We start from the raw sequence: 19,997 nt of genomic DNA, 5'->3' as shown, positions 1-19,997 counted from the left end.
GTGCGGGTGCCGGCGCCGATGGCGATGTCCACGCCGGTGCCGATGCCGACGCCGAAGGTGGCCGGGGCGAGCGGTGGCGAACCTCGCACGCCGACGAGCGGGGCACCCCCGCTCGCCCCGCCGCAGCCGCCCCCGCGACGGCCGGCGTCACCAACTCCCGTACACCACAACGCCGTTCCGGAGTCGACCCCGTCAAGGTCCTGATGCACCGGCACCGCGAACTGTGCGAGCGCGCGGTCGACCCGCTGGAGATCGCCGCCGGCCTCGAGGCCCACGGAGTGACCGACCGGACCGCCGCCCGCTTCCGCCACAAGGACGTGTTCTCGCTCGCCGAGGAGATGTACGCCCGCGTGCCCCGGGACGGCGACCCCGGCCGGGAGCCCACCGCGCCACCGGCGGAGACCACGGGCGTGCGCGGCGCCTGGGCCGGACTCGCCCTGCTCCCGGGCGCCGTCTGCACCCTCGCCCTGCTCGCGCTGAACGCCACGACGGGCGCCACCCGCCTGGCCGTCGGCATCGGCGGAGCCCTCGCCGTCGCCGCCGCCCTGCGCACGACCCTGCGGCACGGACCGCTGCGCGCCGGTGAGGGCCCGCCCGCCCCCGCGACCCGCCTCTGGGTCTGGTGGCTGCTGGTCTACGCCCTGCTGGGCGATGGCCTGCTGAACACCGCGCTGGCCGGCGGCCCCGACGCGGGACTGCCCCTCGCCACCGCTCCGCTCGTCGCGCTCGCCGTCGCCGTGGCGCCCGCCACCTGGTGCGCCCGGCTCTTCGTCGCCGGGGCCCGCCGACGCCTCACCACCAGCCGTGGCCTCGCCGAATTCGCCTCCTCCGTCCGGCCGCTCCTCCTCGGCTCCGTCGTCCTGTTCGCCCTCGCCCTGGCCGTGCTGCTCGGTCTGTCCGGGGCCGTGCTCGACCAGGACGTGGACTTCGCGGGCGCGGGTGCCCTGGGCGTCCTGCTGCTGCTCGCCCGGCTCCTGACCGCGCACGGCCGGACACACGCGCCCGCCGTGGTGCTCGGTACGGCCGCCGCCGCCGAGGCCCTGGCCGTCGCCACGGTCTTCGCCGCGCGGCTGCCCGGCTGCGCCTTCCTGGGCACCCCCGTCGAGAGCGCCGTCGACGCCGCCGGCGTGGGCGTCGTGCCCGGGGCGACCTGCGCCGTCGCCGCCCTGGCGCTGCTGATCCACGCCATCCGGACGCTGATCCGCGCCTCCGCCCACGCCGTCGCCGACTGCCCGACGGGCGGCGCGCCATGACCGCGGAGAGCGCATCCGCCGGGCACTCCACGCCACCGCGCGCACCGCGCGCCGCATGACCAGCACCACCTCTCTCCCGCGGGGCCGACACCGCGGACCCACCTCACGATCCACGGCAACACCCCTAAGGAGAACGCCAGATGACCACCCCTCCTCCCGGAGGCACCGGATACGCCGGATACTCCGGGCCTCACGGGCAGTGTGGAACCCACGGGCAGCGCGGGACCCACGACCGGTGCGCCCGGCGCGCGGCGTGCGCAGTCCTCGGCGCGCGGACCCCCGGAGGCGTCCGATGAGGGTCCTGCTGATCGGAGCCAACGGGTACCTCGGCCGCTTCGTCGCCGACCGTCTCCTGGCCGACCCCGCCGTGCAGCTCACCGCGCTCGGCCGGGGCGACGACGCCGACGTCCGCTTCGACCTCGCCACCGGCAGCCCCGGCGCGCTCACCCGCTTCCTGGACGCCGTCCACCCCGGGGTCGTCATCAACTGTGCCGGTGCCACCCGCGGTGGCGCACGCGAACTCACCCGGCACAACACCGTCGCCGTCGCCACCGTCTGCGAGGCCCTGCGCCGCAGCGGCTGCGGCGCCCGCCTCGTGCAGATCGGCTGCGGTGCCGAGTACGGACCCTCGCAACCCGGGTCGTCCACCGCCGAGGACGCGGTCCCCAGGCCCGGCGGCCCGTACGGCGTCAGCAAGCTCGCCGCCACCGAGCTCGTCCTGGGCTCCGGCCTCGACGCCGTCGTCCTGCGCGTCTTCTCGCCCGCGGGGCCCGGCACCCCGGCCGGCTCGCCGCTCGGCCGGCTCGCCGAAGCCATGCGCCGGGCGATGCAGGCGGGCGACGGCGAACTGAAGCTCGGCGGTCTCGGCGCGCAGCGCGACTTCATCGACGTACGGGACGTGGCCCGTGCCGTGCACGCCGCGTCGCTGTCCGCCGCACAGGGCGTCATCAACATCGGCTCCGGCCGTGCCGTGCGGCTGCGCGACGCCGCCGCCGTGCTCGCCCGGGTCGCCGGATTCGGCGGCGCCCTCCACGAACTCGACGGGCCGCCCGTCGCCCTGCGGCAATCCGTCGCCCACCCGCGCACCGAATCCGACCACGGGATGCACAGCCCGCCGGCCGCGTACCCGTACCCCGACGGCTGCGGCAGCTGGCAGCAGGCCGACGTGCGCACGGCCCGCGACCGGCTCGGCTGGCGTCCCCGGATCAACCTCGAAGAGTCCCTCGCCGACATCTGGATGGAGGCGGCATGCCGTATCTGACCCCGACCGCGACCGGCCTGTCGAGCACCGACGTACGCCTCGGCGTAGGCATCCCGGGCTTCGCCCACCCCCTCGTCGCCCCCACCGAGTGGGCCGAACTCACCCGCCCGGCCACCCCTCTGCACTGGGTCGTCCTGAACATCGCCAACGGTCCGGGCGCCCGCCCCGACCCGCACTGTCTGGAAGCGGCGGGCCGGCTGCGGAACGCGGGCGTGCGTGTCCTTGGTCACCTGGACATGACCTACGGAGCCCGCTCCTTCGGCGAACTCGTCTCCGACGCCCACCGGTTCCTCGACTGGTACCAGGTCGACGGCTTCTCCCTCGACCGCTGTGCCACCGAGCGAGCCGCACTGCCCGAGGTGCGGCGCACGGTCACCACGCTGCGCGCCCTCGTCGACGACGCGTACATCGTGCTCGGCCACGGCACCCACCCGTACCCCGGATTCGCCGAGACCGCCGACCAGTTGGTGACCTTCTCCGGGCCCTGGAGCGACTACCGCTGGTCCCAGGTCGCGGAGTGGACCGCCGAGTACTCGCCCGAGAAGTTCTGCCACTTCGTCCACGGGATGCCGCGCGGCCACCTGGAGGAGGCGCTGCGCATCGCGCGCTGGCAGGGCGCGGGCACGATCTACTTCACCGACCGCACGGACCGGGGCGGCGCGAGCGCCCCCTGGGAGGCGATGCCCGGGTACTGGGACGAAATCGTCTCGCGTATCGGAACAGGTGTCTCGGAATGAAGGAGGGCGTGGCAGTGTTACAGACGGAACAACCGTACGTAGATACCGACCAGCTGCATTAATGAGGTCTCCGTGTCGCTGCCACCCCTGGTCGAGCCAGCTGCTGAGCTCACCGTCGACGAGGTCCGCAGGTACTCCCGCCACCTGATCATCCCGGATGTCGGGATGGACGGGCAGAAGCGGCTGAAGAACGCCAAGGTGCTCTGTGTGGGCGCCGGTGGCCTCGGGTCGCCGGCCCTGATGTACCTGGCCGCCGCGGGCGTGGGCACGCTCGGCATCGTGGAGTTCGACGAGGTCGACGAGTCGAACCTGCAGCGCCAGATCATCCACAGCCAGGCCGACATCGGCCGCTCGAAGGCCGAGTCCGCGAAGGACTCCGTCCTCGGCATCAACCCGTACGTGAACGTGATCCTCCACGAAGAGCGGCTTGAGGCCGAGAACGTGATGGACATCTTCAGCCAGTACGACCTGATCGTCGACGGCACCGACAACTTCGCGACGCGCTACCTCGTCAACGACGCGTGTGTGCTGCTCAACAAGCCGTACGTGTGGGGTTCCATCTACCGCTTCGACGGCCAGGCCTCGGTCTTCTGGTCCGAGCACGGGCCGTGCTACCGCTGCCTGTACCCGGAGCCCCCGCCGCCGGGCATGGTCCCGTCCTGCGCCGAGGGCGGCGTCCTCGGTGTGCTCTGCGCGTCGATCGGCTCCATCCAGGTCACCGAGGCGATCAAGGTCCTGGCCGGTGTCGGCGACCCGCTGGTCGGCCGCCTGATGATCTACGACGCCCTGGAGATGCAGTACCGCCAGGTCAAGGTCCGCAAGGACCCCAACTGCGCGGTCTGCGGCGAGAACCCGACCGTCACCGAGCTCATCGACTACGAGGCCTTCTGCGGCGTCGTGTCCGAGGAGGCCCAGGAGGCGGCCGCCGGCTCGACGATCACTCCCAAGCAGCTCAAGGAGTGGATCGACGACGGCGAGAACATCGAGATCATCGATGTCCGCGAGCAGAACGAGTACGAGATCGTCTCGATCCCGGGCGCCAAGCTGATCCCCAAGAACGAGTTCCTCATGGGCACCGCCCTGGAGGCGCTGCCGCAGGACAAGAAGATCGTCTTGCACTGCAAGACGGGTGTCCGCAGTGCGGAAGTCCTCGCCGTGCTCAAGTCCGCGGGCTTCGCGGACGCCGTGCACGTCGGCGGCGGCGTCATCGGCTGGGTCAACCAGATCGAGCCGGAGAAGCCGGTCTACTGAGCCCCGGCTCGGAACCGACCTTTCCCGACGGGCCCCGCGCACTGCGCGCGGGGCCCGTCCGGCATGTCGGCGGCCTGAGGATCGCCGGGATCGCCCCTGGTCAGGAGCACACCTTGCCGTCGCGCGGTATTCGGCCCTCCAGCAGATACGCGTTCACCGTGGAGTCCACGCAGGAGCTGCCCGAGCCGTACGCCCCGTGCCCCTCGCCCTTCCACGTCAGCTCGACACCGACGCCCTTGCCGAGCTCGTCGGCCATCCGGCGCGCGCCCTCGTAGGGAGTCGCCGGGTCGCCGGTGTTGCCCACGACGAGGACCGGCGCCGCGCTCGGCGCGCTCACGTCGGGGTCGTCCCACTGCCCCGGCACCGGCCAGTCGTGGCACCAGCCCGCCGTGTCCCAGCCCATGTACTGCCCGAAGACCGGCGAGATCTCGCGGAACTTCGCCAGCCGCGCCTTCGTCTGCGCCACCGTCGGCCGCACCTTGTCGTCCAGGCAGGAGATCGCGCGCTGTGAGTGGCTCGCGGTGCCGTAGTGCCCGCTCGGGTCACGGTCGTTGTACGAGTCGGCGAGCGCGAGGAGCGCCGTGCCGTCGCCCTTCTCGGCGCCCTGCAGGCCCCGGGTGAGGGCGGGCCAGCTGTTCTGGCTGTACAGGGTGACCGCGATGCCGGTGGTCGCGAGCGACTCGTTCAGCTCCCGGCCGCCCGAGGTCGGCAGCGGCTTCTCGTCGAGCTTCTTCAGGAGCGCCGCGATCTCCTTCGACCCTTCCGCCGGGTCCTTGCCGCGGGACTTCAGATAGTTGTCGAGCGCCCGCTGGAAGCCGCGTGCCTGGTTCTCGGCCTGCCCCACGCGCCCGGCCGTCGGGTCGACGACCGCGTCCAGGACGAGCCGGCCGACCTTGCCGGGGAACAAGTGGGCGTAGATCCCGCCGAGTTCCGTCCCGTACGAGACGCCCATGTAGTGCAGCTCGTCGTCGCCCAGGACCTCGCGCATCAGGTCCATGTCGCGCGCGGCCTCCACGGTCGACACGTGTCCGAGCAGGTCACCGGCCTTCCGGCAGCCCTTGCCGAAGTCGGTCGCGTCCTTCAGGTACGCCTTCTCCTCCGCCGCCGTGTCCGGCGTGAGGTCGACGGACTCGGCGGCCTGCGTCTCCTTGTCGCTGCGGCAGCGCATCCCGTGGCTGGCCGCGACCCCGCGCGGATCGAAGCCCACCAGGTCGTAGCGCTCGCGCAGCTTCGCGTACTGCGGAGCGAAGGCCGGCAGCAGGTCGACGCCGGAGCCGCCCGGCCCGCCGAAGTTGAAGAGGAGGGAGCCGATGCGCTCCGTTCCGCCGCCTCTGGACTTCGTGCGGATGAGGGCGAGCCCGATCGTCGGGCCGCCCGGCTTCGCGTAGTCCAGCGGTGCCTTGAGCGTCGCGCACTGCCAGTCGGAGCCGGGCGCGGGCGTGCTCGCGGACCCTTTGCAGCGGCCCCAGTCCAGGCGCTGACCGGTGAGCGAGGAGGGCAGTGGCGGCAGCGCGGCGTCCCGCGGTGTCGCGGTGGCGGACCGCGTCGCGCCGCCGCTCGACGACGGCGGCTTCGGATCGTCCCGGCCTTCGCCGCCGCTCGACCCGCTGCAGCCGGTGACCAGGCCGGCCGTCAGCACGGCCGCCGCCGTCAGAGCGAGCGCGCGGATGCCTTGTCCTGTGCGTGTGCGCTGCTCTGCGCGGGCACGCGGTTCCTGCGGCGCCATGGGCACCTCCCCCCTCAACTGCCCCCGTTCGAAAGACAGTCAGGCCATCGTAGGAGGTCACGCCGACCTGCGCTCCGGCCTGTGGACAACTCCGGGATCACGAGCAGACCGTTCCCTCTTTCGGGACGGTCCCGTCGAGGAGATAGCCGTTCACGGCGCCCAGGACGCACTTGTTGCCGCTGTCGTACGCGCCGTGCCCCTGCCCCTTGTACGTCAGCTCGACGCCCACCCCGTCGCCCAGCGCGTCGACCATCTTCCGCGCGCCCTCGTACGGGGTGGCCGGGTCGCCGGTGTTGCCGACGACGAGGATCGGGGCGGAGCCCGCCGCGCTCACGTCCGGGTGGTCGGCCGCGCCGTCGACGGCCCAGTCGGTGCAGCCGAGCATGCCCCAGGCCAGGTAGTCGCCGAACAGTGGAGAGGCCGAGCGGAACTCCGGCAGCTTCGCCTCGACGTCCTGCGTCGTGTAACGCGGTTTGTCGTCCGCGCAGTTGATGGCGACGTTGGCGGCCTGGATGTTGCTGTACTTGCCGTCCTCGTTCCGCCCGTTCATCGAGTCGGACAGCAGCATGAGGACCTTGCCGTCACCGTCGTACGCCTGCTGGAGGCCTTCGGTGAGGTACTCCCAGAAGTCCTTCGAGTACAGGGACTGCGCGATGCCGTTCGTCGCGGCGGTCTGGGTCAGATCGCGCGGGAAGATCCCCGGGATCGGCTTCTCCTCCAGCTCGTCGAGCAGCTTGGCGATCTTCTCCTTCACCTCGTCCGGGGTGTCGCCGACGGGGCAGTCCTCGACCTGTGACGTGCAGTCCTTCGCGTAGTTGTCGAGGGCGCGCTGGAAGCCCTTGGCCTGTCCGAGAGAGCCCTCCTCGGGGCTCTGCGTGGGGTCGACGACGCCGTCGAACACGGCGCGGCCCACGTTCTTGGGGAACAAGTGGGCGTAGACACCGCCCAGTTCGGTGCCGTAGGAGATGCCGAAGTAGTGCAGCTTGTCGTCGCCGAGCACCTGGCGCATCAGGTCCATGTCGCGGGCCGCGTCGGTGGTCCTGACGTGCGGGAGGACCTTGCCGGAGTTCTTGTCGCAGGCGTTGTTGAAGCCCGTGATGTTGCTGACGAGCTTCTTCTGCTCCGCCGCGTCGTCCGGCGTCGAGTCCTGCTGGAAGTACTCGTCGAGCTGCTCGTCGTCCTCGCACGCGATGCCGGCGCTGCGGCCCACTCCGCGCGGGTCGAAGCTCACCAGGTCGTAGCGGGTCCGCAGCTTCGCGTAGTCCGTGCCGAAGGCCGGCAGGGTGGTGATGCCGGAGCCGCCGGGGCCGCCGAAGTTGAAGACCAGCGAGCCGATGCGCCGGTCCTCGTCGCCGCTGGACCGCGCACGGATCAGTGCGATGCCGATGGTGTCGCCCTCGGGGGCCGCCCAGTCGAGCGGCGCCTTCATGGTGGCGCACTGCCACTCGGCGCCACCGGGCAGCGGGGAGGGCGCGTCGCCGCCGCCCTCGGACTCCGACGGTGCGGGGCAGTCCTTCCAGCTCAGCTTCTGGGACGGCAGGTCCACGTCGTCCTGCGAGTCGTTGCTGCACGCCGCGAGGGACGCTGACAGCAGGGCGGCGGTGACGGCCAGGGCTGCGGCACGGGGCCGGGACGGATTGGGCATGCGTCCATCCTGCGGCGGCCGGGTGCGGGGCGCTCGGGCTGCGGGCTGTGCGGGTGAGGCCCTTCAAGTGCCCTGTCGCGTGCGCTCCACCGAAGGCGGGGCGCCGGTCAGAGCGCGCCCTTCCGCGTCAGGTGGTTGAAGAACAACCAGCCGGGAAGGACGGGCAGCCACAGTGTGAGCAGTCGGTACAGGAGCACCGCGGGAGCGGCCACCTCCTTGGGCAGACCGACCGCGATCAGACCCACCGTCAGCGTCGCCTCGACCGCGCCCACACCACCGGGGGTCGGTGCCGCGGAGCCGAGCGCGTTGCCGGCGAGGAAGACGACCGCGACGCTGGCCAGGCTCAGGCTCGTCGTGTTGTCCCCGAAGGCGCGGATCGAGGCGTCGAGGCACATCACGAAACAGGCGGTCAGCAGCAGCATGCCGCCGATGCCGGTGAGCAGCTTCCGGGGCCGCTGGAGGACGTCGAGCATGCGCGGCACGACACCCGCGAAGAGCGAGCGCACGCGCGTGACGACGAACTTCCTCAGGAAGGGGATGGACGTCACCACGAGGACGAGCACGGCGACCGTCAGCAGACCCGCGATGACCGTCCGGGACGGCGACAAGGAGGGCGTCTTCTCGGTGCCCGTCAGGTAGCCGAAGGTCAGCAGCAGCAGGATGTGGCTGCACATGCCGAACAGCTGGGAGGCGCCCACACTGGCGACCGCGAGCCCGGGGCGCACCCCCGCACGCTGCAGGAACCGGGTGTTGAGCGCGACACCGCCGACCGCGGCGGGAGCCACGATCTTCACGAACGACCCGGCGACCTGGGCGGCGACGGTCCGCATGAAGGGCACCCGTTCGGGCACGAAGCCGAGCAGGCTCATCGCCGCGGCCACGTAGCTGAGCGCGGAGAACACCACCGCGAGGCCGACCCAGCCCCATTCGGCCTCGCCGACGATCGTGCCGAAGTCGATGTGTGTGAGCTGCGACAGCAGGAAGTACGCGCCGATCGCACCGGCGATGAAACTGATCAGCGTGCGCGGCCTGATGCGCTCCAGGCGGGCCGGTTCGACGGGGGCCTGCGGCCGGATGCGCAGCACCTGGTGGCGGATCTGGGTGAGCAGGTCCTCCTCGCGGGCCTCGTCGAGCGCCTCGTCGAGGGCGCGCTTCTCGGCCTGCCGCTCGGCCTTCTCGGACTTCTTCTCGGCCCGTACGGACTTCTTGTCGTCCTTCTTGTCGTCGGCGCCGGCCGGGGCCTCGGCGTCCTCCAGGCGGGCCTGCTTGGCCTTGCTGGACGCCTCCAGGACGGCCTCGCGCTCCCGTTGGGCGCGCTCCCGTCCGAGCTTGCGCAGCGTCGCCCTGGTGGTGCGGGTGAGCGCGATCGGCTGCAGCAGCGGCAGACAGTCGGCGACGGCGTCGGGGCCGAGCACGCCGACCGCCGACGCGACGGCCCGCTCGGCCCCCACCCGCAGGCCCATCGTCGTGACCAACTGCGCGATGTCCATGCGCAGCACCAGGTCGCCCGCCGCGATCTCACCGCCGCGCAGATCCGTGAGGATCACCGTGCCGGAACGATCCACCAGAATCGCGTCGCCCGCGAGCCGCCGATGCGCGATCCGCCGCGACTGGAGCGCCTGCACCTGGTGCCAGGTGTCGCGCAGCAGCTGGTCGGTGATCTCCTCGTCAGGCATCGCGTCCAGGGACCTGCCGCCGATGTGCTCGTACACGAGCATCACGGCGTCGGGGCCCAGCTCGGACGTGGCGATCAGCTTCGGCGCGTTCGCCCCCGCCGCGATCGCCGCGTAGGCGAGGAGCGCCTCCTGCTCCAGGGCCTGGCGCAGCGACTGGAGGCTGCGGCCCGTGGTGATGCCGCGCAGCGTCAGCCGCCGCCACACCCGGTAGAAGAAGCCCTGCGCCTGCTGTTCCCGGTCGACGACCGTGACGTCGAGCGGCGGGCCGTCCTCCAGGGTGACGAAGTAGCGCCGCCCCCGGTCGCCGTTCTCCGTGGCGCCCTCGTGGGCCTCCTCGCGGGACGCCTTCACGGGGTGGAAGCCGACGTGCCGCAGTCCGGCCAGCAGCGTCTGTCCCGTAGGACGCACATTGGGGGAGCCGACCGCGTACAGCGTCCCGTAGGCGACGGTCCAGCCGATGAGGATCGTCAGGATGATCGAGAACGGTGTCGTGTATCCGGTGACCAGCATGGCGAACGCGTCGAGCAGCAGCACCACCCACAGCACCACGCGCCATCGTGGTCGCCGGGACATCCCGACGGCCGTCATATAGGCGATGACGGGCGCCAAGTAGCCGTGCACCGGATCGGTCAGCGCATGGATGTCGCCGGGCGACACCTTCGTGAGCGCGTCCTGGATGGACTGCGGGGCGGCCTTGGCGACCCAGAGGTCGGTCGCGAGCGTCACGCCGTGCGCGAGGACCGCCGCGAGCACCCCGTCGGCGATCCGCAGCCCGTCGCGCTTGATGAGCCGCTCGATGGCGAAGGCGACCGGTACGAGGAGGATGGCGATGCTCGACGCGAGACCCGCGAACTTGGTCAGCAGGTCCGGCGCCTGGCCGGTGCCCTTGTTGATGTCCTGGGCGAAGCCCGAGGTCGTGGCGTGCGCGAACGCGGCGATGGCGAGCAGCACGGCGATCGCGAGCAGGCCCACGAGGAGACGCATCAGGTCGGAAGGGCGGTGCACGCGCGCGGGGAGCAGCGGTTCGTCGCCGTCGACCTGCTCCGCGTGCGCGTCGGCGTCGACGCAGTCCGGGTCGTGCAGCGGCTGTTCCTGCTTCGTCCCGGCGGCCTCCTCGGCCGTGTCCTCAGGGCGCGCCGGTGTCACAGAGGTGCCCTCCGCCTTGTCGGGGTGCACGCTCTGCTGCTCCGTCGTCTCTTCTTGATCTCGTATCACCAGTCACCGCCCGCACGATGGTGGCATGTCCCATCGCGATAGGGGGGTATCAGGGTGCATTCGAGGAGCTTGACGTCGTCGGCAAGCGCCTTCTTGTGCGTCTCTCCAGACGGCTGCCCCGATGTCCCTCCGTGTTGTCGGTGCCGTGCGGCAGGATGGGCCGGATGAGCGAGGAGAGCGAGTCGGCGGGAGAACTTCCCGAGTACGCGGAGCGGGTCCTGGAGGTCGCCGAGCTGATCCCGCCCGGGCGGGTCATGACGTACGGGGACGTCGCCGAGTGGCTGGAGGAGGGCGGCCCGCGCCAGGTGGGCCGGGTGATGTCCCTCTACGGAGGCGCGGTTCCGTGGTGGCGTGTCGTGCGCGCGGACGGGGCGATGCTCCCGGGGCACGAACTGGGCGCGCTCGACCACTACAGGGAAGAGAACACGCCGCTGCGTGAGGCATCCAGGGCCGCCGGGAGCCACCTGCCGCGCCTGGACATGAAGCGCGCGCGATGGGACGGCAGGACGCCTGCGGAAGCTCACGATTGACAGCTTCGGCCATCCCGCGCGCGGGCGTGGTGCCTGTGGTCCGTACGGGGGAAACGCGGCGCGCGGGGCACTCCGCCGCAGCCCCGTCCGTTCGTGAGACAGGGCACACCTGGGCCGAAAGGGACGCGAGGGACGCGCCGGAAGCCCGGCTTCCGCCACACTCGACGGCGTAGCGTCGACGGCACCGTCGATGGCAGACACCTCCCTCACCCCGCGGCCACCGCCCTGCACGGACGGCGCTTCGACCACCAGCACACCCACCAGGACCAGCGATCCACGTGAGCTCCTCTTCGTCCACCCGGCACCTGTCGCACCACCAGGTTCGACAGGGGATCCCCGGCGCGTACCGACTGGTGCGTACCCCGCCGGCTCCGGTGGACCCCCCTCGTCTGGACGCACATCAGCGTGCGGTGGTTGACCACGCCCACGGGCCCCTCCTCGTCCTGGCCGGTCCCGGCACGGGAAAGACGACGACCCTCGTGGAGGCGGTCGCCGCGCGCATCGCGCAGGGGACCGAACCCTCGCGCATCCTCGTGCTCACGTTCAGCCGCAAGGCCGCCGTCGAACTGCGCGACCGGATGGCACTGCGCATAGGAGCGGCGCGCGCCCCGCAGGCGACGACGTTCCACTCCTTCTGTTACGCCCTCGTCCGCGCCCACCAGGACGCGGACCTCTTCGTGGAGCCGCTGCGCCTGCTGTCCGGTCCCGAGCAGGACGTCGCCGTACGTGAGCTGCTCGCCGGCCAGATCGACCTGGAGCGGGCCGGGCTCGCGCACGTGCGCTGGCCGGACGAACTGCGCGCCTGCCTCACCACGCGCGGCTTCGCGGACGAAGTGCGCGCGGTTCTCGCGCGCAGCCGTGAGCTGGGCCTGGGGCCCGCCGCCCTGGACGCCTTCGCGCGCCGCATCGGCCGGCCCGACTGGCGCGCGGCCGCCACGTTCCTGGCCGAGTACCTGGACGTCCTCGACATGCAGGGGGTGCTCGACTACTCCGAGCTGGTGCACCGCGCCGTCCTGCTGGCCCGCCGCCAGGAGGTCGCCGACCAGATCGGCGTGCGGTACGACGCGGTGTTCGTCGACGAGTACCAGGACACCGACCCGGCCCAGGTGCGGCTCCTGCACGCGCTCGCGGGCGGCGGCCGCACACTCGTCGCGTTCGGCGACCCGGACCAGTCGATCTACGCGTTCCGGGGCGCCGACGTGAACGGCATCCTGGACTTCCCCGACGACTTCCCGCGCGCGGACGGCACCCCCGCCCCCGTCGAGGTCCTCACCACGTCCCGGCGTTCCGGCGCCCGCCTCCTGGAAGCGACCCGCCGCCTCACCCGACGGATGCCGCTGACCCGGCTCCCCGCGGACAAGGTGCGCGCCCACCGCGAGCTCGCGCCCGTGCGCGACGGCGGCGGAGCCGAGGTCTACACGTACCCGACGTCCGGCACGGAGCTGGACAACGTCGCGGACATCCTGCGCCGTGCCCACCTGGAGGACGGCATCGCGTGGAGCGACATGGCCGTCCTCGTGCGCGCGGGCGCCCGCAGCATCCCCGCCGTGCGGCGCGCGCTCACGGTGGCGGGCGTGCCCCTGGACATCGACGGCGACGACCTGCCGCTGCGCCACGAACCGGCGGTCACGCCGCTGCTGACGGCGCTGAAGGCGGTGGCACACCCGTCTCACGACCCCTCCGCGGCGGACGACGACGCCCCGGACGAACCGGGCGAACCGGACGACGACGCCCCGGGAGCCGTCTGCTGGCTCGACACCGAGACGGCGCTCACCCTCCTGGCCTCGCCCCTGGCCGGCATGGACGCCGCCGACCTGCGCCGCCTCGGGCGCGCCCTGCGCGAGGAGGAGCGCGCCGCCGGCAACCACCTGCCGCCGCCCTCGGACGACCTGCTCGCCCGCGCCCTCGCGGAACCCGAGCGACTCGCCCTGCACGACCCCGCCTACGCGCGCGGTGCACAGCGCCTCGGTGACCTGCTCGCCCGCGCCCGCCAGAAGCTGACCGACGGCGGTACCGCCGAAGAGGCCCTCTGGGAGCTGTGGAACGGAACGCCCTGGCCCCACCGCCTGGAGCGGGCCGCACGCCGCGGAGGCGCGGCGGGCCGCAACGCCGACCGTGATCTGGACGCCGTGTGCGCCCTGTTCGCCGTCGCCTCGCGCGCGGAGGAGCGCACCGGCGGCCGCGGCGCCCGCAACTTCCTGGAGGAGCTGGAGGCCCAGGACATCGCCGCCGACACCCTCGCAGGGCGGGCCGTGCGGCCGGACGCCGTACGCCTCATGACCGCTCACCGCTCCAAGGGACTGGAGTGGCGCCTCGTGGTCGTCGCGGGTGTCCAGGAGGGACTGTGGCCCGATCTGCGCCGCCGCGGCTCCCTCCTGGAGGCCGACCGCATCGGCCGTGACGGTCTCGCCGAACCCCTCACCCCCGGGGCTCTGCTGGCCGAGGAGCGGCGCCTGTTCTACGTGGCCGCCACGCGCGCGCGGGAGCGCCTCGTCGTCACCGCGGTGAAGGCGCCCGCCGACGACGGCGACCAGCCCTCCCGGTTCCTGACCGAACTCGGCATCGAGCCCAAGGACGTCACGGGCCGTCCGCGCCGCCCGCTGTCCGTGTCCGCCCTCGTCGCCGACCTGCGCGCCACGACCGTGGACCCGCGCGTCTCGGAGGCGCTGCGGGAGGCCGCGGCCCGCCGGCTCGCCCGCCTCGCCGCGCTCAGCGACGACGACGGCAGACCCCTCGTGCCGTCCGCCCACCCGTACCGCTGGTGGGGCATGTACGAACCGACCGAGAGCAAGGTGCCGCTGCGGGACCGCGACAAGCCCGTGGTGCTCTCCGGAAGCGCCCTCGACCAGCTCGCCAACACCTGCGCCCTGCAATGGTTCCTGGGCCGTGAGGTCAAGGCCGACGCCCCCGCCACCGCCGCCCAGGGCTTCGGCAACGTCGTGCACGTCCTGGCCGACGAGGTCGCTTCCGGGCGCACCCCCGCCGACCTCGCCGTCCTCATGGAGCGCCTCGACTCCGTGTGGGACGCGCTCGCCTTCGACGCGCCCTGGAAGTCGGCGCAGGAGAAGGAGCACGCGCGCGTGGCGCTCGAACGCTTCCTCCAGTGGCACGTCATGGATCGCGGCGGCCGTACCCCCGTCGCCAGTGAGCACGACTTCGACGTCACGCTGGAGGCCGGCTCCTACGAGGTCCGTATCCGCGGCTCCATGGACCGCGTCGAGCGCGACGCCGACGGCCGCGCCTACGTGGTCGACTTCAAGACCGGCAAGCAGGCGCCCAGCGCCGCCGACGTCGAGCACCACCCGCAGCTCGCCGTGTACCAGCTCGCCGTGCGCGAGGGAGCCGTCGACGAACCCTTCGACGGCGCGCGCCCGCACCCCGGGGGCGCCGAACTGGTGCAGCTGCGCCAGGGCGCGGCGAAGAAGGACGGCGGCGAGACCCTGCCGAAGGTCCAGGGACAGGAGCCCCTGGAAGGGGAATGGGTCGGCGATCTCCTCGCCACCGCGGCCGGCAAGGTGCTCGACGAGCGCTTCGCGCCCACCACCGGACAGCAGTGCACGCACTGCGCCTTCCGGGCCTCGTGCAGCGCGCGGCCCGAGGGGAAGCACGTCGTGGAGTGACGTGCGCCTCCGCCGGGCCGGAACGGACCGGCGCTGTCAGTGGGGCCGGTTAGCCTCGATGAGGTGACCACACGCCTCACCGACCCCGAGCAGCTCAAGGAGCTGCTGGGCATCCCCTTCACCCCGGAGCAGACGGCCTGCATCACGGCGCCGCCCGCCCCGCAGGTGATCGTGGCCGGAGCGGGCTCCGGCAAGACGACGGTGATGGCCGCCCGCGTGGTCTGGCTGGTCGGCACCGGACAGGTCGCGCCCGAGCAGGTCCTGGGCCTCACGTTCACGAACAAGGCGGCCGGCGAGCTCGCCGAGCGCGTCCGCAAGGCCCTCGTCAAGGCGGGCGTCACCGACCCCGACGCCATCGACCCGGACAACCCCCCGGGCGAGCCCGTGATCTCCACGTACCACGCCTTCGCCGGCCGGCTCCTGACCGACCACGGCCTGCGCATCGGACTCGAACCCACCACCCGGCTGCTCGCCGACGCCACCCGCTTCCAGCTCGCCGCGCGCGTGCTGCGCGAGGCGCCCGGCCCCTACCCCGCACTGACCCGCTCCTTCGCCGACCTGGTGAGCGACCTGCTCGCCCTCGACGCCGAGCTCGCCGAGCACCTCGTGGAGCCGGGCCGCCTGCGCGCGTACGACCAGGAGCTGCTGCGCACGCTCGAAGGCGCCAAGCTCAGCAACGCGGACCTGCGGAAGGTGCCCGAGGCGGCCGCCGCACGGCTGGAGCTGTCCGAGCTGGTGGGGCACTACCGGGCGGCCAAGCGCACCCGGGACGTGCTGGACTTCGGCGACCAGATCGCCCTGTCCGCCACGCTCGCGAGCACCCGGCCCGAGGTCGGCGAGATCCTGCGGGACGAGTTCCGCGTCGTCCTGCTCGACGAGTACCAGGACACCTCCGTGGCCCAGCGGATCCTCCTCGCGGGCCTGTTCGGCGGCGGCACCGGGCACGCGGTGACCGCGGTCGGCGACCCCTGCCAGGCGATCTACGGATGGCGCGGCGCCTCCGTGGCCAACCTCGACGACTTCCCGGACCACTTCGCCCACGGGGACGGCCGCCCCGCCACCCGCTTCGCGCTCAGCGAGAACCGCCGCAGCGGCGGCCGCCTCCTCGACCTCGCCAACGGACTGGCCGAGCCGCTGCGCGCCCTGCACGCGGGCGTGGAGGCGCTGCGGCCCGCCCCCGGAGCCGAGCGCGACGGCGTCGTGCGCTGCGCCCTGCTGCGGACCCACGGGGAGGAGATCGACTGGCTCGCCGACTCCATCGCCCATCTCGTCGGCACCGGCACGGCACCCGGGGAGATCGCCGTCCTGTGCCGCACCGCGACCGACTTCGCCGAGATCCAGGGCGCGCTCGTCGCCCGCGACATCCCCGTCGAAGTGGTCGGTCTCTCGGGCCTGTTGCACCTTCCGGAGGTCGCCGACCTGGTCGCCGTGTGCGAGGTCCTCCAGGATCCGGGGGCGAACGCGGCACTGGTCCGCCTGCTGACCGGCCCGCGCTGGCGCATCGGCGCGCGTGACCTCGCCCTGCTCGGCCGCCGCGCCCGCCTGCTGGTCTCCCACGCGCGCGGGGGCGACGAGGACGACCCGGACCGGCGGCTGGTCGAGGCCGTCGAGGGCGTCGACCCGTCCGAGGTGATATCGCTCGCGGACGCGCTCGACACGTTCCTGGAGACCTCCGCCGAGGCCGACGGGGACGACGACGGGCTGCCGTTCTCGCCGGACGCGCGCGTGCGCTTCGCGCGCCTCGCCACCGACCTGCGTGACCTGCGCCGCTCGTTGTCCGACCCGCTGATGGACGTCCTGCACCGCGTCCTGGCCGTCACCGGTCTCGAGGTCGAACTCTCCGCGTCCCCGCACGCGCTGGCGGCCCGGCGGCGCGAGACGCTGTCCAACTTCCTCGACGTCGCCGCGTCCTTCGCCGCCCACGACGGCTCCGCCACCCTGCTCGCCTTCCTCGGCTTCCTGCGCACCGCCGCCCAGTACGAGAAGGGCCTCGACAACGCGCTGCCGGGCGGCGAGAACACCGTGAAGGTGCTCACCGCCCACAAGTCCAAGGGCCTCGAATGGGACGTCGTCGCCGTCCCCGGCCTGGTCACCGGGACGTTCCCGAGCACCCAGGGCCGCGAGAAGTGGACGGCCCAGGGCAAGGTCGTCCCGCACGAACTGCGCGGCGACGCCGCGACCCTGCCCGACATCGAGGCGTGGGACTCCAGGTCGATGAAGGCGTTCCACGCCGACATGAAGGACCACCAGCACACCGAGGAACTGCGCCTGGGCTACGTCACGTTCACGCGACCCCGTTCCCTGCTCCTCGGCTCGGGCCACTGGTGGGGACCGTCCCAGAAGAAGAAGCGCGGCCCGTCCGACTTCCTCCAGGCGCTGTACGATCACTGCGCCGCCGGGTACGGCGAGATCGAGTCGTGGGCGGACGAACCGCCGGAGGACGAGGAGAACCCGGCCCTCCAGGAGGCGTCCGCCGAGCACGCCTGGCCGCTGCCGCTGGACGCTGCGTCCCTGGCCCGCCGCCGCGCGGCCGCCGACACCGTGCTCGCCCACCTGGAGCGAGCGGTGACGGCTCCGCAGGCCCGCGCGCACTCGGAGATCCACCCCGCCGCCCTGGACGAGCCGCCCTTCGAGGACCCCGACTGGCCGCCCCCGCCGGAGGACGAGGAGTTTCCGGCCGACAACCCCGAAGGCCCCGAGGACCCCATCGACCCCGACGACTGGGAGCAGCTGACCGCCGAGCGCCCCACGGTCCCGCACCCCTCGCCGCGGCCCGGCACACCGCCGCACGCGCGCGTGGCCGGGCTTCCGGAGGCGACACCTGCCGTTCCGCACCCCGCGCTGCCCCCGGAGTCCGAGCTCACCCCGGAGGAGGTCCGCACCATCTCCTCCTGGGACCGCGACCTCGACGCCCTCACCGGCGAACTGCTGCGTGCCCGTGCCGCCGTGCGCGAGGTGCCCGTCCCGCACTCGCTCACCGCCTCCCAGGTGCTGCGCCTGGCCGCCGACCCCGACGGCCTCGCCCAGGAGCTGGCCCGTCCCATGCCCCGCCCACCGCAGCCGGCCGCCCGCCAGGGCACCCGCTTCCACGCCTGGGTGGAATCCCGCTTCGAAGAGCTGCGCCTGCCCCTGCACGACCCGGAGGACCTGCCCGGCAGCGACGCCGAGATCGCCGACGAGCGCGACCTGGAGGCGCTCAAGGAAGCCTTCGAGCGCACCCCGTACGCGCACCGCACCCCGTACCGGGTCGAGCTGCCCTTCCAGCTGGCCGTCGCGGGCCGGGTCGTCCGCGGCCGCATCGACGCCGTCTACAAGACGGGCGACGGCGACGACGTGACGTACGAGATCGTCGACTGGAAGACGGGCCACCAGCAGACCGCCGACCCGCTCCAGCTCGCCGTCTACCGGCTCGCCTGGGCCGAGCAGCAGGGCGTCCCCCTGGAGTCGGTCGGCGCCGCCTTCCTGTACGTACGCAGCGGAGAGACGGTCCGGCCACAGCGGCTGCCCGGGCGTGCGGAGCTGGAGCGCCTCCTCACCCGGGACCCGCAGGCAGCCGTCACACAGGAGGCGCAGGCCGTCGAGGAGCCGCCGGACGAGCACGCTCCGGCGGGCGGATAGGCTCGGGACCATGAGCAAGCCCGTTGACAGCGCCGTCAGCACCGTCCGTGCGTACATCGAGAACCACCGCGAGGCGTTCCTCGACGACCTCGCCGCCTGGCTGCGGATCCCCTCCGTGTCCGCCCAGCCCGACCACGCACCGGACGTGCGGCGCAGCGCCGACTGGCTCGCCGGGAAACTGGCGGAGACCGGCTTCCCGACCACCGAGGTGTGGGAGACGCCGGGCGCCCCCGCCGTGTTCGCCGAGTGGCCCTCGGGCGACCCCCGGGCCCCCACGGTCCTCGTCTACGGACACCACGACGTCCAGCCCGCCGCCCGCGAGGACGGCTGGGACACCGATCCCTTCGAGCCGGTCGTCGTCGGCAACCGCCTCCACGCGCGTGGGGCCGCCGACGACAAGGGGCAGGTGTTCTTCCACACACTCGGGGTACGCGCGCACCTCGCCGCGACCGGGCGCACGGCCCCCGCGGTCAACCTCAAGCTGCTGATCGAGGGCGAGGAGGAGTCGGGCTCCCCGCACTTCCGTGCCCTGGTGGAAGCGCACAGGGAGCGCCTCGCCGCCGACGCCGTGATCGTCTCCGACACCGGCATGTGGTCCGAGGACACCCCCACGGTCTGCACCGGCATGCGCGGTCTCGCCGACTGCGAGATCGAGCTGCGCGGACCCGACCAGGACATCCACTCAGGCTCCTTCGGCGGCGCCGTCCCGAACCCGGCGACCGCCGCCGCCCGCCTCGTGGCCGCCCTGCACGACGACCACGCGCGCGTGGCGGTCCCCGGCTTCTACGACGGCATCGTGGAACTCACCGAGCGGGAGCGCGAGCTCTTCGCCGAGCTGCCCTTCGACGAGGCGCAGTGGCTGCGCACGGCCAAGTCGCACGCCACGTACGGAGAGGCCGGGCTCACCACCCTGGAGCGCATCTGGGCCCGCCCGACCGCTGAGGTCAACGGGATCGGGGGCGGCTACCAGGGCCCCGGCGGCAAGACGATCGTCCCGTCGTCGGCGATGCTGAAGCTCTCGTTCCGGCTGGTCGCCGGGCAGGACCCGGACCACGTGGAGAAGGCCGTCACCGCCTGGGTCGCCGAGCAGCTGCCCGCGGGAATCAGCCACACGATCACCTTCGGCGCCGCCACCAGGCCCTGCCTGACCCCGCTCGACCACCCCGCCCTGCAATCGGTCGTCCGCGCCATGGGACGGGCCTTCGAGCAGAAGATCCGTTTCACGCGCGAGGGCGGTTCGGGCCCCGCCGCCGATCTCCAGGACGTGCTCGACGCCCCGGTCCTGTTCCTGGGCATCTCGGTCCCCTCCGACGGCTGGCACGCGCCGAACGAGAAGGTCGAGCTCGATCTCCTCATGAAGGGCGTCGAGACCGCCGCCCACCTGTGGGGCGATCTCGCGGAGAGCTGGACGGATGCACACTGAACGAGGCGCCCCGCACACGTCCCGCCGTACGTCCTGCTGAAC

At 72.8% G+C, this 19,997-nt stretch carries 11 protein-coding genes; 8 read left to right on the top strand and 3 right to left on the bottom strand.

Going from position 1 to position 19,997, the window contains the following annotated elements; all coding sequences use genetic code 11:
• The 4 genes from M4J07_RS18655 to moeZ form a co-directional block, all read left to right on the top strand.
• Window positions 1–1,253, top strand: a 1,253-nt coding sequence (locus M4J07_RS18655) for a hypothetical protein (RefSeq protein ID WP_255973319.1), incomplete at its 5' end; no start/stop codon positions are given.
• 292 nt (window positions 1,254–1,545) lie between these two features.
• On the top strand, window positions 1,546–2,514 hold the full coding sequence (locus tag M4J07_RS18650) for an NAD-dependent epimerase/dehydratase family protein (protein WP_255973318.1): 969 nt from the start codon (window positions 1,546–1,548) through the stop codon (window positions 2,512–2,514).
• On the top strand, window positions 2,502–3,251 hold the full coding sequence (locus M4J07_RS18645) for a spherulation-specific family 4 protein (RefSeq protein WP_255973316.1): 750 nt from the start codon (window positions 2,502–2,504) through the stop codon (window positions 3,249–3,251). The genes M4J07_RS18650 and M4J07_RS18645 overlap by 13 nt, the downstream gene beginning before the upstream one ends.
• A 72-nt stretch (window positions 3,252–3,323) precedes the next feature.
• Window positions 3,324–4,502, top strand: coding sequence for an adenylyltransferase/sulfurtransferase MoeZ (gene moeZ / locus M4J07_RS18640; RefSeq protein ID WP_255973314.1), 1,179 nt, complete (start codon window positions 3,324–3,326; stop codon window positions 4,500–4,502).
• 100 nt (window positions 4,503–4,602) lie between these two features.
• Here moeZ and M4J07_RS18635 read toward each other — a convergent pair whose 3' ends face one another.
• From M4J07_RS18635 to M4J07_RS18625, 3 genes are all read right to left on the bottom strand, one after another.
• Window positions 4,603–6,228, bottom strand: a complete 1,626-nt coding sequence (locus M4J07_RS18635) for an alpha/beta hydrolase (protein WP_255973312.1) — start codon at window positions 6,226–6,228, stop codon at window positions 4,603–4,605.
• Between the two features lie 97 nt (window positions 6,229–6,325).
• Window positions 6,326–7,873: an alpha/beta hydrolase gene (locus M4J07_RS18630; protein ID WP_255973310.1), complete on the bottom strand. Its 1,548-nt coding sequence runs from the start codon at window positions 7,871–7,873 to the stop codon at window positions 6,326–6,328.
• Window positions 7,874–7,980: 107 nt separating this feature from the next.
• Window positions 7,981–10,764, bottom strand: a complete 2,784-nt coding sequence (locus tag M4J07_RS18625; RefSeq protein ID WP_255973308.1) for a lysylphosphatidylglycerol synthase domain-containing protein — start codon at window positions 10,762–10,764, stop codon at window positions 7,981–7,983.
• A 164-nt stretch (window positions 10,765–10,928) separates the two neighbouring features.
• On the opposite strand from M4J07_RS18625, the gene M4J07_RS18620 reads away from it, so the two are divergent.
• From M4J07_RS18620 to M4J07_RS18605, 4 genes are all read left to right on the top strand, one after another.
• Entirely contained in the window at window positions 10,929–11,294 is a 366-nt protein-coding gene (locus M4J07_RS18620) for an MGMT family protein (RefSeq protein WP_305127871.1), read from the top strand.
• Window positions 11,295–11,572: 278 nt separating this feature from the next.
• Window positions 11,573–14,914, top strand: a complete 3,342-nt coding sequence (locus M4J07_RS18615; RefSeq protein ID WP_255973304.1) for an ATP-dependent helicase — start codon at window positions 11,573–11,575, stop codon at window positions 14,912–14,914.
• A 63-nt stretch (window positions 14,915–14,977) separates the two neighbouring features.
• Complete coding sequence (locus M4J07_RS18610; RefSeq protein ID WP_255973302.1) at window positions 14,978–18,532, top strand: UvrD-helicase domain-containing protein; 3,555 nt, start codon at window positions 14,978–14,980, stop codon at window positions 18,530–18,532.
• A gap of 10 nt (window positions 18,533–18,542) precedes the next feature.
• Complete coding sequence (locus tag M4J07_RS18605; protein ID WP_255973300.1) at window positions 18,543–19,955, top strand: dipeptidase; 1,413 nt, start codon at window positions 18,543–18,545, stop codon at window positions 19,953–19,955.
• Window positions 19,956–19,997: the final 42 nt, after the last annotated feature.

The sequence above is a fragment of the Streptomyces longispororuber genome (assembly GCF_024448165.1).
GTDB lineage: Bacteria > Actinomycetota > Actinomycetes > Streptomycetales > Streptomycetaceae > Streptomyces > Streptomyces longispororuber_A.
Note: the sequence above shows the minus strand (reverse complement) of the source record. Positions and strands in the feature narration are given on the sequence as shown.

Excerpts from the sequence above, each read along its gene's own strand:
- M4J07_RS18645 (WP_255973316.1), top strand. The coding sequence starts at position 2,502 with ATGCCGTATCTGACCCCGACCGCGACCGGCCTGTCGAGCACCGACGTA.
- M4J07_RS18650 (WP_255973318.1), top strand. The coding sequence starts at position 1,546 with ATGAGGGTCCTGCTGATCGGAGCCAACGGGTACCTCGGCCGCTTCGTC.
- M4J07_RS18630 (WP_255973310.1), bottom strand. The coding sequence starts at position 7,873 with ATGCCCAATCCGTCCCGGCCCCGTGCCGCAGCCCTGGCCGTCACCGCC.
- M4J07_RS18605 (WP_255973300.1), top strand. The coding sequence starts at position 18,543 with ATGAGCAAGCCCGTTGACAGCGCCGTCAGCACCGTCCGTGCGTACATC.
- M4J07_RS18620 (WP_305127871.1), top strand. The coding sequence starts at position 10,929 with ATGAGCGAGGAGAGCGAGTCGGCGGGAGAACTTCCCGAGTACGCGGAG.
- M4J07_RS18635 (WP_255973312.1), bottom strand. The coding sequence starts at position 6,228 with ATGGCGCCGCAGGAACCGCGTGCCCGCGCAGAGCAGCGCACACGCACA.